This window comes from Nocardioides sp. (assembly GCF_004803405.1).
Lineage (GTDB): Bacteria > Actinomycetota > Actinomycetes > Propionibacteriales > Nocardioidaceae > Nocardioides > Nocardioides vastitatis.
In genome coordinates, this window is the sequence record NZ_SSXI01000144.1 from 38,083 (window position 1) to 51,400 (window position 13,318).

Annotated in this window: 13 protein-coding genes; 4 read left to right on the top strand and 9 right to left on the bottom strand. The window is 70.3% G+C overall.

Going from position 1 to position 13,318, the window contains the following annotated elements:
- Positions 1–15: 15 nt before the first annotated feature.
- The 4 genes from E7Z54_RS10310 to E7Z54_RS10320 all read right to left on the bottom strand — a co-directional run bounded on the left by E7Z54_RS10310 (position 16) and on the right by E7Z54_RS10320 (position 3,347).
- A complete protein-coding gene (locus E7Z54_RS10310) occupies positions 16–324 on the bottom strand; it encodes a DUF1416 domain-containing protein (protein WP_136433419.1) in 309 nt (102 codons plus the stop codon).
- The gene (locus E7Z54_RS10315; protein WP_136433421.1) at positions 324–1,172 is read right to left on the bottom strand and encodes a sulfurtransferase; all 849 of its coding nucleotides are present in this window, start codon (positions 1,170–1,172) and stop codon (positions 324–326) included. Before E7Z54_RS10315 ends, E7Z54_RS10310 begins: the two co-directional genes overlap by 1 nt.
- Before the next feature lie 178 nt (positions 1,173–1,350).
- Positions 1,351–1,470 carry a putative leader peptide gene (locus tag E7Z54_RS24390; RefSeq protein WP_431188803.1) on the bottom strand — a complete coding sequence of 40 codons (120 nt, stop codon included), beginning with the start codon at positions 1,468–1,470 and terminating at the stop codon, positions 1,351–1,353.
- 41 nt (positions 1,471–1,511) lie between these two features.
- Positions 1,512–3,347 (bottom strand): DUF4012 domain-containing protein, encoded by a 1,836-nt coding sequence (locus tag E7Z54_RS10320; RefSeq protein WP_136433423.1) that lies wholly within the window; start codon positions 3,345–3,347, stop codon positions 1,512–1,514.
- 131 nt (positions 3,348–3,478) lie between these two features.
- On the opposite strand from E7Z54_RS10320, the gene E7Z54_RS10325 reads away from it, so the two are divergent.
- Positions 3,479–4,894 carry a polysaccharide biosynthesis tyrosine autokinase gene (locus E7Z54_RS10325; RefSeq protein ID WP_168798265.1) on the top strand — a complete coding sequence of 472 codons (1,416 nt, stop codon included), beginning with the start codon at positions 3,479–3,481 and terminating at the stop codon, positions 4,892–4,894.
- 18 nt (positions 4,895–4,912) lie between these two features.
- On the opposite strand, the gene E7Z54_RS10330 is transcribed toward E7Z54_RS10325, so the two are convergent.
- The 3 genes from E7Z54_RS10330 to E7Z54_RS10340 are packed head-to-tail and all read right to left on the bottom strand — an operon-like array spanning position 4,913 to position 8,175.
- The gene (locus E7Z54_RS10330; protein ID WP_136433427.1) at positions 4,913–6,109 is read right to left on the bottom strand and encodes a glycosyltransferase family 61 protein; all 1,197 of its coding nucleotides are present in this window, start codon (positions 6,107–6,109) and stop codon (positions 4,913–4,915) included.
- 4 nt (positions 6,110–6,113) lie between these two features.
- Entirely contained in the window at positions 6,114–7,148 is a 1,035-nt protein-coding gene (locus E7Z54_RS10335; protein WP_136433429.1) for a glycosyltransferase family 2 protein, read from the bottom strand.
- Complete coding sequence (locus E7Z54_RS10340) at positions 7,141–8,175, bottom strand: glycosyltransferase family 2 protein (protein ID WP_136433431.1); 1,035 nt, start codon at positions 8,173–8,175, stop codon at positions 7,141–7,143. Before E7Z54_RS10340 ends, E7Z54_RS10335 begins: the two co-directional genes overlap by 8 nt.
- 90 nt (positions 8,176–8,265) lie before the next feature.
- On the opposite strand from E7Z54_RS10340, the gene E7Z54_RS10345 reads away from it, so the two are divergent.
- On the top strand, positions 8,266–9,339 hold the full coding sequence (locus tag E7Z54_RS10345) for a hypothetical protein (protein ID WP_136433433.1): 1,074 nt from the start codon (positions 8,266–8,268) through the stop codon (positions 9,337–9,339).
- On the opposite strand, the gene E7Z54_RS10350 is transcribed toward E7Z54_RS10345, so the two are convergent.
- Positions 9,312–10,601, bottom strand: coding sequence for a hypothetical protein (locus E7Z54_RS10350; protein ID WP_136433435.1), 1,290 nt, complete (start codon positions 10,599–10,601; stop codon positions 9,312–9,314). The genes E7Z54_RS10345 and E7Z54_RS10350 overlap by 28 nt on opposite strands.
- Before the next feature lie 78 nt (positions 10,602–10,679).
- Between E7Z54_RS10350 and E7Z54_RS10355 the strand changes: the two genes are divergently transcribed.
- Positions 10,680–11,666 carry a hypothetical protein gene (locus tag E7Z54_RS10355; RefSeq protein WP_136433437.1) on the top strand — a complete coding sequence of 329 codons (987 nt, stop codon included), beginning with the start codon at positions 10,680–10,682 and terminating at the stop codon, positions 11,664–11,666.
- A 2-nt stretch (positions 11,667–11,668) separates the two neighbouring features.
- Positions 11,669–12,406, top strand: a complete 738-nt coding sequence (locus E7Z54_RS10360) for a hypothetical protein (protein ID WP_136433439.1) — start codon at positions 11,669–11,671, stop codon at positions 12,404–12,406.
- A gap of 9 nt (positions 12,407–12,415) precedes the next feature.
- Here E7Z54_RS10360 and E7Z54_RS10365 read toward each other — a convergent pair whose 3' ends face one another.
- Positions 12,416–13,315, bottom strand: coding sequence for an FkbM family methyltransferase (locus E7Z54_RS10365; protein ID WP_136433441.1), 900 nt, complete (start codon positions 13,313–13,315; stop codon positions 12,416–12,418).
- Positions 13,316–13,318: the final 3 nt, after the last annotated feature.

A 13,318-nucleotide genomic window follows, 5' to 3' on the forward strand; every position in this document is an offset into this window, starting at 1 on the left:
GCTGCTCATCGTTCGTCAGATGGAGATGGTGACCTCGGCGACCGAGCCCGTCTGGGCCTGGACGACGCGGTCGACGGGCTCGGCCTTGGGGGCCAGCGTTCGAAGGGTCCACTCGCCGTCCCCGGCGAAGAACCGGAAGTGGCCGGTGGCGGAGGTCGGGACCTCGGCCGTGAACTCGCCGGTCCTGTCGAGCAGCCGGACGTAGGCGCCCGAGACCGGGGCCGCGTCGTCACCGGAGCCGCGGACGACCTGACCCTGGATGACTGCTTCCTTGGCGACGTTCACGCCGTCGAGCGAGAGCCCGCCGACGGTCGCGCCGCACATCAGGCCTCACCCGGCTCGTCGCCAAGGGCCACGGGAACGCCGACGAGGGAGCCGTACTCGGTCCACGAGCCGTCGTAGTTCTTGACGTTCTCCTGGCCGAGGAGCTCCTTGAGCACGAACCACGTGTGCGAGGAGCGCTCGCCGATGCGGCAGTACGCGATGGTGTCCTTGCTCCAGTCCACACCGGCCTCGGTGTAGATCTGCTTCAGGTCCTCGTCGGACTTGAAGGTGCCGTCGTCGTTCGCGGCCTTGCTCCACGGGACGTTGGCAGCGGTCGGGATGTGGCCCGCGCGCTGCGCCTGCTCCTGCGGAAGGTGCGCCGGTGCCAGCAGGCGGCCGGCGAACTCGTCGGGGCTACGGACGTCGACGAGGTTCTTCGTGCCGATCGCCTCGACGGTCTCGTCGCGGAACGCGCGGATCGAGAGGTCCTGCTCGGTGGCGGTGTAGCTGGTCTTCGCGCGGGTCGGGAGCTCGTCGGTCAGCTCACGGCTGTCCAGCTCCCACTTCTTGCGGCCGCCGTCGAGCAGCTTGACGTCCTGGTGGCCGTAGAGCTTGAAGTACCAGTAGGCGTAGGCCGCGAACCAGTTGTTGTTGCCGCCGTACAGGACGACGGTGTCGTCGTTGGCGACGCCGCGCTCGGACAGCAGCGCCTCGAACTGCTCCTTGTTGACGAAGTCACGGCGGACCTGGTCCTGCAGGTCGGTGGTCCAGTCGAGCTTGATGGCGCTCCTGATGTGGCCCTTGTCGTAGGCCGTGGTGTCCTCATCGACCTCGATCAGGACGACCTTCGGGTTGTCCAGGTTGTCCTCGACCCACTGGGCCGAGACGAGCGAGTTCTCGCGGCTCATGCTGATTCCTCTTCGGAGTGTTGGTGACTGTCAGGTTCGAAACTCAGGGCGAAGCGCAGCCCACAGGGGAGCTGCGCACGCTGGGGCCACAGCGTGGAACGCGAGGAGGTGCGCCGGGATTCCGCTCGCAACGGCGGGAGCGCTGGCCTCGGACGTCGGCCGGATCAGAAGGGCCCCGTCAGCAGAGTCGACACAGTGCCGAGCTGACGCGGCAGTTGTCCACCGCGCGCCGCTTGGTCAGCAGCAAGGTCGTCGACATGCGAAGAACCATAGGGCCGGGTGGCGGTTCGACCACCATTGGTTCCACATGTCGAGACCGCTGTCCGAATAGCAAGACAGTCAGTGTGCGGTGCAGGCGCTGCGCGCCTTCCCGTTCGAGCTGCTGGGGAACGCTCCGGGGGTCACGTTGAGATCGACGTCCCCCTGTTGGCCCCGCCCCGACCGCATCGTGAACTCCACCCGATGCCGTGACTGTGGCTCGAGGTAGATGCCGACCCGGGCGAGCGAGCGGTTGGCGAAGGGCTCGACCACGGGGCTGGCCACACGTTGCCCGTCGATCACGATCTCGGTGATCTCGCCGCCGATCGGCGAGGTCAGGTAGAGGATGAGGAACTGGTCACCGGGTTCGACCCGGACACCGGGGTACCCCTCCCCCGTGATCGAAGGCGGCAGGGTGTCCACATCGGCAGGGGTGTCGTTGTGCAGGTCGATCGAGCCGGCGACGTCCTGGCGGCCGCCGATGCACGAGCGTGCGAACACCGCCGCGTCGTAGGTGAGGTAGTACTGCATCTTCGTCGGGCCGCCGTCGTTGAGGTAGATCCCGACCTGAGGCTCGGCTCCGGCCTTCCGCGGGAAGTCGCCCGCGATCTCGGTGCCGGCGATCTCCGCCTGCTCGGCCTTGTCGAAGCTGCGCATCCGGATCCGGCCCTCCATGACGCCTGCGACCAGTCCCCGGATGGACTCAGCGGTGTCGCCGGCTCCGTCGGCGAAGACGTCGAAGACCGCCTTGGAGACAGCCTGCTGGTAGTTGCTCTGGACCTCGCGGTCCGACGAGGCCTGGTAGACCTCGTTCTCGACGGCGGCCACCACGTTGTTGGCGTCCACGGGCGTGTGGCCCGGGACCGGGACCGGGCCGATGCTGCGCATCAGGTAGGACACGGCGACGGGGTCGATGAAGAACATCCCGTCGAGGCGGCCTCCGACCGCCCGCTCCCAGCGTGCCCGGATGATCTCCGCCGCGCGGGCGAAGTCGGGCGTCAGCGTCGCGTCCACCGCCGCGCGGTCGAGGATCTCGCCGAAGACGCGGCGCTCCTCCTTCGTCAGCTCCACCGTCGGGTCGGTGTCGTTCGCGATGTCGGACATGTCCGCCTGCTCGACGATGTCGACGTGGCCGTTCCTCATCTCGATCAGGGACAGGGCGCCGGGAAGCCCGCCACCGCTGCGGAGCTCGGCGTTGTTCTGCAGGACCATGAGGTAGTACCGGGGCCGGTCGGTGCCCATCATCCGCGGGATCAGGCGGGCGGCGCGGTACGTCGAGCCCAGCGTCGAGCGGGCGTCGGTCACCGACGTGCGGAGCCGGTCGAACTGCTCTCGGACCGGCGCCAGGAACCCAGAGGAGTCGACATTTCCGAGGGACTGGGCGGCCGCGTCGAAGGCTGCCTCGCTGCGGCGGGCCGGGCCCTCCATTCCGGCGATCCGCCGGACAGGGAAGCGTTTGTCGGTCGGCTGGAACGTCTCGGCGGTGACCAGCTCGGCGGCGTCCACCACCGGCGGCAGGCCGTCGCGCCCGATGTCGGCCAGGACCGCGGAGACGATCGCGACGCCCTCTGCGTCATCGCCGAGCACCGGCACCTTCCCGAAGACCGACCAGGTCGGGCCCGACGTGCGCGACTCGGCAGACTCCGCGGCCTCCCGGTACGCCGCGAGGGCGTTCCGCGCTCCGTCCGCGTCACCACGCACGAGTGCGGCCTGCATGATCTCCACCTGGTCCGCCGCGTCGCCGAGATCCCGGCTGGTCGACCACCCCAGCCAGGCCGACCACAGCAGACCGAGCACGATCGCGCCCCCCACGCCAGGGAGCACGAGCGACCCACGCCGACCTCTCAACAGGCGACGCAGTCGCCGCCGGACCTTGCGCCACCCACGAACCCGGCGACGTCGTACCTCGGGCGACATGCGCGGTAGGCTACCGCCCGGCCGGCCACGCTCCGACGCAGTGATCCCGGCCGAGGTCGGCGTTGGCACACCGGGGTCGCCTAGGATCCGACTCGGCCGGTCGCACACTTCCGCACAGCAAGGGTTGGGTCTTGGACTTCAAGCAGTTTCTCGTGGTGCTGCGACGTCGCTGGCTGAGCATCGTCCTCCTCGTCACGATCACCGTGGGAGTCGCGAGCGCACTGACCTTCACCCAGACCCCGCAGTACGCGTCGCAGTCCCGGGTGTTCCTGACCGTCGACGTGCGCAACACCACCGACGCCTACGCAGCGTCTCTCTTCGCGTCCAACCGCGCGAGCTCGTACGCCGACCTCGCCGGGAGCACGGAGCTCGCCCAGCGGGTGATCGACCAGCTCGACCTCGACATGACGGCCGAACAGCTCGCCTCCCGCATCTCCGCCGAGGTCACCGAGAGCACGTCCCTGATCGAGCTCCGGGTCACCGCCGACGACCCGCAGGAGGCCCGGACGATCGCCGAGGTCACCACCGCGCAGTTCACGAAGTACATAGCCGACCTCGAGACCCCGCGCGCCGGCAGCGAGTCGCAGCTGATCGCACAGGTCACCGACGAGGCCAGCCTCAACCGTTCCCAGGTCAGTCCCAACGTCGCGCTGAACCTCACCGTCGCGGTCCTGATCGGCCTGCTCGTCGGGATCGCGCTCGCGGTCACCCGCGACCTCCTCGACCGCACGATCCGTACGGCGGACCACGTCGCCGAGCTCACCGACGCCCCCGTGCTCGCCAGCATCGGCTTCGACCACGACATCCGCACCGCGCCCCTGCTCACCGACCTCGGGGGCTTCGCCGCGCGGACCGAGGCGTTCCGCCTGCTGCGCACGAACCTGCAGTTCATCGACCTCGACCACCAGCCACGCTCGCTCGTGATCACCAGCGCCGTCCCCGGCGAGGGCAAGACGATGACCTCCACCAACCTCGCGCTGGCCCTGGCCCAGACCGGTCGCAACACCCTGATCATCGACGCCGATCTCCGCCGCCCCCGGGTCGCCAGCACGCTCGGCCTGGACCCGGCGATCGGCCTCACCACCGCGCTCGTCGGAAAGACCGAGATCCACGACGCCATCCAGGTGCACGAGGCCAGCGGACTCCACGTCCTCGCGAGCGGCGCCAAGCCGCCCAACCCGACCGAGATCCTCCAGTCCAAGATCACCCAGGACCTCATCCGGCGGCTGCGGTCGTCCTACGACATGGTGATCATCGACGCACCGCCGCTGCTGCCGGTCGCGGACGCATCGGTCCTGGCGAAGCTCGCGGACGGAGTGATCATCGTCGTCCGCCACGGCAGGACCACCAAGGACCAGGTCAACGAGGCGATCAAGCGGCTCAACCAGGTCGGCGCGCGGCTCTACGGCGTCGTGGTCAACATGGTCGCGAAGCGCGCCGTCGGCTCCTATTACTACTACTACTACGAGGAGACCGGGCCCGCCGGTCGCCAGCCGATCGCGGGACCGACCCGCGCGGGCGACAAGACCGGCCGCCGCCAGGCCTGACCGAGCAGCCTGGGGTGGTCAGCCGAGCAGCTCGTCCAGCGCCTCCAGCACCCGCGGCACCGGCACCGACACGTCGTCGAGGACGCCCGCGTTGGCGCGACCGGGACGACCGTGGTGGTCGGCCACCAGGTAGCGGTACTCCGCGCCGAGTGCCTGGCAGATCGACCACAGGCCGAGGTGCACGTAGGTCGCGGCGAACATCTCCAGGACGCGCACGCCCGGCGGGCTGAAGGTCACGTTCGTGAGCGCGGCACCGTGCGGCGCGACGATCACCTCCGCCTGGGCGAACACGTCGATCTGCTCCTGGACCGTCAAGCTGCCAGGGTCGAGCCTGAGGAAGCCGCGCTGCTCGAGGTGCGGCCACAGCTCGGCCTCCTCCACGTACCGACGGGTCCGGGGCAGGGCTCCGCGGGTGAGGTAGAGCCGGCGCGGCAGGTCGGGGACGTTGCGGGCAGGCAGCCGCTCCCGCAACCACGTGACCACCGCAGGGGGTGCCTGAAGGGCGGCATTGGGGTTGCTCGGCACGAGCAGTCGGTCCGCAGAGACGGTGCGGCCCCGCTGCGGCTGGATGAGCCGCGCGGTCACCCCCGCCAGCTCGAGGAGCTCGCGCTGGTAGCGGGTCGCGTGGGACACCACGACCGCGTCGGGCTGGACTCCCGGCAGGCACTGCTCCACCGAGAGCAGCCGACCGATCGCGTCGTACAGGAAGTGGTAGTAATTCGTCGACGTCCCTCGGGTGGTGAGGCTCAGCACCGTCCCCGGCACGTGCTCGATATCGCCGAGGCTGGGTCGAAGGAAGATCGGGTGCTCCCGCCAGTCCTCGACACCGAAGTAGGTGCTGGTCTCGTGGTCGAGCACGCCGGCGGGGGTGATCGCGGCTCCGTAGTCGCCGCTGAGCCTCCCGCCGCGGATGTCCAGCAGGAAGGTCGCCGGCACCGTGACGGAGCGAGCCTCGTCGAAGACCCGGTGTCCGGCCGGGTCCCCGTCGGTGGACGTCCGCTCCAGCTCCAGTGCGGGAGCTCCGGGATGGAGCGTGACCGCCTCGGGCTCCCGGGCGGAGGTCTCGGACGCCGTGGCGGTGGCGGTGCGGGGCACCCCCCGCGCACCGAGGAGCGGCGAGACCGCGCGGTAGGGGTACCCGCTCGCGCGAGACAGCAGTCGGTGGATGCGCTTGAAGAAGCGCCACCACGGACGCAGCCAGGAAGGAAGGGTCACACCGTCACCTCGCGACCAGCCGACGGACCACCCACCACACGGGTCGGAAGGTGATGACCGATCGGATCGCTGCCCGCAGCCAGAGCGGACGGATCAGCCTGCGTGCCCAGCGCGAGAGCCGGCCGTCGGTGCGCAGCAGGTCGAGCTCGAGCTCGGCCGAGACCGCCCGGTTGAGCTCCACCCGCTCGGGGTGCACGAGCGGGAACGGCATGGGCTCCGACGGCACCGGGTCCTTCGCCGCCGTGGTGTGCGTCGCGTCGGGCCCGTACCCGTCGTTCTGCACCAGGTTGTACGCCGGCGTGGCCGCCACCCCGCGCTCGGCCATGATGGTCACCCACCAGTGGTGGTCCCAGCCGCGCAGGTCGCCGTTCTCCTCCTGGGCAACCTCGGTGAAGTGCCGGAGCGCCGCCTCGGTCGCGAGCGAGTCCGGGTGCGGGAGCATCGGCGCCGGGCGTACCGCCGCTGCGGTGCGCGGCTGCTGCCCGACCCGGTCCTCTGCGCCGGCGTGGTCGCGGGGGAACGTGGCCCGGTGGGCGTGCCACCGGTCGGCCCAGGTCGCCCAGCCCCACACGCTCGCCCACGAGCTGAAGCCGTAGCTGTCGCCGTCGAACATCCGCCGAGGGACGCTCTTGCTGTCCCCGGCGATCTGCCACACGCGGCGCTCCTCGGCGTAGCGGTCCAGCAGCTCGGTGCAGAAGTCGAAGAAGGTGGGCTCGGGGACGCAGTCGTCCTCCAGGACGATGGCCCGGTCCACCTGGCTGAACACCCAGTCGAGCCCCAGCTCGACGTTCGCCTCCAGGCCCAGGTTCCGCTCGGCGAACCGGGTCTGGACCTGACCGGGCCACGGCTCGGTCGTCAGGATGTCGCGCACCTCCGCGCAGAGCCTCTCATCGGAGGGGTGCGTGGACCGCGGGCCATCGGCCAGCAGGAACAGTCGGGCCGGCCTGGTCTGCCGGATCACCTCCACCGTTCGCCGGGTCACCTCCGGCCGGTTGAACGTGATCAGCACGAGGGGGGTGCTGAGTGACGACTCAGGCACGGGTCCCCCTGTCCACCAGGCGCGACGCCGTACGTGCGACGCCCACCGCCGCCCTGCTGTTCGCCGTCGACCGGGCGATGTCGCGCAGCCTCTGCGACTTCACCAGCCGCCGCGCCAGCCTGGCGGTTCGACCACCCACCCGACTGAGCGCCAGCTCGAGCTCTCGCTCCACCTCGACGTTGAGGGTCACCTGCGGGGGGTGCCGAACTGGAGCCTCCATCGCGCCCGCGGGGTGATCGCGGCGTCCGGCGGCCACCCCGTGCGTCGCGTCGGGCCCCCAACCGACGTTCTGCACCATGTTCACCGCGGGCGAGACCGCCAGGGCGCCCACGCTCAGCATCGTCAGCCACCAGTGCTTGTCCCAACCGTGGGTGACGACGTCGGACGAGACGGCGGCCTCGGCGAAGTGACGCTGGCCGGACCGGGTGACCAGCAGCCCGCGCTGCTGGCGTGCCGGCCGGGTTCGCACCGGAGGCGCACCGGCGTCGCCAGGGGCACGGCCTGCGTGGTCGCGGGTGAAGACGGCGCGATGCTGCTGCCACCGGTCCGCCCACGTCGCCCAGCCCCAGACGCTCGCCCAGGCAGTGAAGGCGTAGCTGTGGTCACCGAAGAACTTGCGCGGGACCCCGAAGCTGCTGCCCGAGATCTGCCAGATCCGCTGATCGTCGCGGTAGCGGTCGAGGAGCTCGGCCGCGAACGTGAAGAACGAGGGATCCGCCACGCAGTCGTCCTCCAGCACGATCGCCTCGCCCACCTGGGAGAAGACCCAGTCCAGCCCCAACTCGACGTTCGCCTCGAGGCCGATGTTCTGCTCGGCGACCCGTCGGTGCACCGTGCACGGCCAGTCGATCTCCTCGAGGACCGCGCGGGTCGCCTCGCACCGCTCGGCGTCCGCCGGGCGATCCGGCCGAGGCCCATCCACCACGAGGAACAGCTGCTGCGGCCGAACGAGGCGGATCGCGTCGAGCGTCCGACGGGTCAGGTCCGGCCGGTTGAACGCGACTAGGACCACGGGGGTGGTGAACAAGCAGCCTCCTCGACAACGGGCACCGACGGTCGTCGCCGTCGCCGGACATTCCACCACGAGGTGGCGGGGGTCAGGCTACAGTTGCCGACCGTGCCTTCCCCACGGACCGACGGACGGATCACCCGAAGCAAGCTCCCCTACCGCGAGTCGATGTCGACCTGGCTCCGCCGTCAGACGAAGGCGGGCGCCGCACGCGCCGGCATCATGGTCAGCCGCCTCGACGAGGAGAGTCGTCGCTACATCGCGGTGAACCACAACGACTCCGTCCCGCTGCCGGCAGGCGCGGAGGACTTCCTGCGTCGGGACAACCCTCGACTCGTCGAGCTCGAGGCGGCCTACGACGCGCTCGCCATCCCAGCGGCGGCCCACACGCAATGGCGGCCCTCGTTCCTCCGCAAGAACCTCGCGATGTCCTGGTTCCGCGGCGACAACGCCTACGTCTGGCAGATCCGCCAGCTCGGCAGGGCCACCCGCCTGCGGATGTACCTCGCCATGCTCGACGTTCTGGAACGCGACGACCTCCGCCTCGCCGAGAAGCTGGAGGAGGACGGCCTGTTCGGTGCCTGGACCTTCGAGTTCGGGGACCGGCCGTCGGTCAGTCGCGACCTGCTCGACAGCATCAACGAGATCAACTACCTCGACGACCAGATGGGGCTGACGTCGATCGACGAGCTGCGGGTCCTCGACATCGGCGCCGGCTATGGCCGTCTTGCCCACCGCATGTCTGCGGGGCTGCCGAACCTGGCCGCCTACGACTGCATCGACGGCGTGGCCACGTCGACGTTCCTGTGCGAGTACTACACGCGGTTCCGCCAGGTCCCCGAGTCCGTCCGGGTGATCCGCCTGGACCGCCATGAGGAGCTGGGAGAGCGCTACGACGTGGCGGTCAACATCCACAGCTTCTCAGAGTGCTCGATCGACGCCATCCGCTGGTGGCTGGACCGTATCGCCGAGCGCCAGATCCCCTGGCTCCTGATCGTCCCGAACACGCCCGACGAGCTGCGCAGCACCGAGCTGGACGGCAGCATGCTGCCGTTCCGCCAGGACGTGCTGGACCGGGGCTACGAGCTCGTCGACACCCGGCCGATCCACCAGTCCGACGAGCTGCGTGAGCTGATCGACCTGCACGACCAGTTCTACTTGTTCCGCCGCACCGGCATCTGACCCGCGACCGGCGCAGCGTCCTCTCGCGGCTCGCGACCGTCCCACCACAGCGCGACGTACCAGCACAGGGTGGAGACCCCGGTCCCGGCGGCCATCCCCCACAGCGCGCCGGCGACGTCGCCGAGGGCGGCCCCGGCCACCATCGTCAGTCCCACCAGCACCATGCTGACGATGTCGGTCACCATCGCCAGCTGGATGCGGTGGCGACCGATGAGAGACGCGCGGATGCCGGCCTGTGCGGACATCAGCACGATCCGCAGGCTCACCGCCAGCATGAACGGCTCCACGATCGTCCAGGCTTCGCCCAGAAGCATCCGACCGATCACGTCGGGGAGGAACACCAGCACGATCAGGTTGGCCACGCCGATCGCGGCGGCGATCGCGATCGCACGCCGCATGTGTCGTGTCACCGCCGCCAGATCGTCGCGCTCACGGGCGATGTCCGTCGCCGCGGACGTCGAGACCGCCATCTGCACCGCGGTGCTCGGCGAGGCCAGCAAGGTGGCCGCGCGGAACGCGGCAACGGCGACGGGGCTGCTGAACAGCGCCATCAGGGAGGAGGTCACCAGGACGGTGGCGCTGGCGGTCAGGCCGCTGACCATCGAGCGCCAGGAGAAGTCCCAGCGGTCCCGGACCCAGCGCAGCCCGTCCCGGGCGGGCATCCCGTACTGCACGAGGACCACCAGACCGGCGACGGCGCCGGATGCCGCCCACACCGCCACCAGCCAGCCGAGGGTCGCTGACCCGAGCATCTGGAGGACCGGGAACCCGACCGCGAGCCCGGCCATCCAGACCAGGTCGAGCGCGACCGCGTACGACGGACGGTGCCGCGCGATCGCGAGGTACCGCCCCACGTCCTGCATCAGGAGCAGCGGCAGCGCGAGTCCCAGGACGAGGAGCGGGACACCCAGCCCGCTGCCGACGGCGCGCAGGCCCAGCGCCGCGACGATGCACACCAACCCGGCAGCGGAGCTCAGCAGCGCGGCCGACCCGAGCACGCTGCGCGCGCGGTGGTCCGCGTCCTCGGGGTGGACCAGCACGGTCGTCGAGACCAGGCTGCGGAACGCGACCTGCGCCACCATGAAGACCATCATCACGAGGCTGAACTCGCCGAACGCGATCGGCGAGGTCGCATGAGCGACCCATACGAGCGCGGCGACGTTGACCACACCGGAGAGCACCTGGTCGACGGTGACCAGTCCGAGTCGTCGTCCGGCGGACGTCGGACTTCCCGGTTCCTGCGCCGTCAACCCGTCCGTCACGGTGATGATCCTCGCAGAAGCGACGAACGTCGCGAAGTCGATCCCGCCTGTCCACGCGCTTGTGCCACACTGCGTGCCGTGGTCCTGAGTTCCGCCTTGCACCGAGCCCGGGGGTCGATGCGGGTCCAGCAGCAGCTGACGCGGGTTCGGGTCGCCCGCGATCGCTTGATCGATCATCCCCTCCGTCAGCTCGAGAGAGCGCGTCGACGCCTGGTCTCGGAGGACGTGGATGTCCTGCTGCTGGGCGACAGCTCGATGCTCTGCTGGTCTCCGCGGGACACCGACCGCACCATGATCCCCACGATGCTGGCCGACCGCATCGGTGGCAACGTCGTGACCGTCCAGGGACCCGGCTACGGCGCTGCCATCTACGGCGAGGCGCTGCGCATCCTGGGCACGCTCGACAGGCGCCCGTCGGCGGTGGTGTTCTCCATGGCCGTGCGGCTCAACACCGCCACCCACGTCCTGCGCCACCCCGTCGTGGGATACCCCCGCTCCCTGCGAGCGCTGGCCACGGTCAAGGGAGCCGGCCGACCGATCCGGTATGTCGGTCGCGGCGGCTCCTCCCACACCGACGCGGAACGATCAGCGTTCTACGCGCTTCCGGTGACGAGTCGCTGGTCGGGCGACCACACCATCGACTACTTCCGCCGCCGGTTGGACGGCATGGGAGCGCCGCCGTGGCCCGAGGAGCTGGAGCGTCTCCGGTTCGACTACTTCCATGGTGAGCGCGTCCTGCCGGACAATCCGGGTCTCCCGCTGATCCAGCAGTTCGGCCGGCAGGTGGAGGACTACGGCGTCCCCACGGTCGGGTTCTGGAGCAAGCCGCCGCTCCAGCGGGGCGAGCTGCACTTCCCCGGCGAGTTCGAGTCGCACGTCCGGGACAACCTGTCGAAGGTTCAGGCAGCCTTGAGCGCCGGGGGTCCGTCCCTGCCGCCACTTCTGGAGATCGACATCGCCGAGGACGAGTTCGAGGACAGCCAGAACGCCATCGAGCACTTCGACCACGCGGGCCGGACCAAGATCGCGGAGGCCCTCGCGAGCGTGGTCAGCAGGACCGGCTGAGCATGCTGGTTCGTCTCCGGATTCGCGCCTATCGCATGCGCGAGGGCGTACTCGCCGTCATCGGCATGGCCCGACTCCTTCGCGCTCTGCAGCGCGGAGGAGTCGAGGAGCTCTGGATCGGGGACTCGCATTCCGTCCTGCTCAACACGTCGCGCTTCCCCTTCCCCACGCTGGCCCCCGTCGGGGAGGGGAGGTGGGTCTGGCACCTCGGTCCACGTCTCATGTTCTCCATGGCGCGCGACGGCCTGCTGCCCTACGTGCGGAGGTTCGCTCGCCTCGCCGGACGCATCGAGCGGGCCCGGGACGTCAGCTACCTGTTCGTGTTCGGCGAGATCGACATCCGCTGCCACCTCGCGCCGAGGCTTCGACGGGGCGAGCACCTCGACTTCGTCACGGCCTACGTGGACCGCGTGGCCGCACTGGTTCGCGACCTCGGCGGCACCCGGGCGGTGGTCGTGGTTCCTGTCCCACCCGCGGTGGACGCCCTGGACCACAGCGCGTTCCCGGTGATCGGCACGCCTGAGGAGCGGCTCGCTGCCCACGACGCGCTGCGGAGGCGGCTCGTCGAGGAAGCAGCCAACCACTCGGCGCCGAGGGTCGACATCCTGGATCTGACACCGGCACTGGCCGGCGAGACCGGGCTGCTCCGGGACGAGCTCACCGACGACGGGTGCCATACGAACGACGCCGGGCGCGCGGTGGTGCGCGAGGTCTCGCGAGGCTTCCTCCGGACCGGTTGACGCGCAGCGTCAGACCGGAAGCGCCTCCGGCACCAGCGCCTCGATGGCCTGCCGGCCGGCGGCGTCGTCGGCGTGGACGACGGCCACGTCCCAGTAGACCCGCTTGCGGCGGCGCGGGCGGAGTGCGTCCAGCGCCTTGGCCTGGTCGGCGATCTGCGCCGTGGTCGTCTGCCCCAGCGGCTCGCCGCCGTTGTCCCACACCGCGACGTGGTGGTAGCCCAGCGCGGTCAGTCGGGGCCAGAGGCCGAGCGGGTCCGAGCCCGCCAGTCGAGTCAGGTGCGGGTCGTACTCGAGGAACAGGACCGGACGGCGATCCGACCACGCCTCCGCGATCGCGGGCACCAGGTCCACGTCGTAGCCGTCGGTGTCGGACTTCACGAGCCGGAGGTCGTCGTACGACGGGTACCGCGCGCGCAACGCGGCGGCCGACACGGTCGGCATGGCGTCGGATCCCCCGCCCTCGACGAACCGGGTCGTGCCGCCGGTGCGCACCGCGGTCGAGCCAGCGCTCGCGTCGTCGTCGACGACCAGCAGCCCCTCGACCACGGTGATGCGCGGATCGTCCCCGACGTTGCGGCGGAGGAAGTCCAGGTAGGCCTTGTCGGCCTCCACGCACAGGACCTGGCCGTCCGCGGCGTGGAGGATCTGCAGGGCCGAGTCGCCGACGTTGGCGCCGACGTCGAGCACGGTCAGCGGCGGGGCCGACTCCGCCAGGAGCGCGGCGAGTCGTACCAGGTTCTGGCCGTACGGCGAGCCGTCGGGAGCGTAGTCAGGAAGCCGGTGCGACCACGGAAGCACCATTCGGACGCCCTGGACCTCCCGGACCACCGGGCGGTTGGGGAAAAGGTCGCGCACGAACCATCGCGCGTGACGTCTGGCGGCAGTCGCCGCAGCACCGATACCGATCACGAG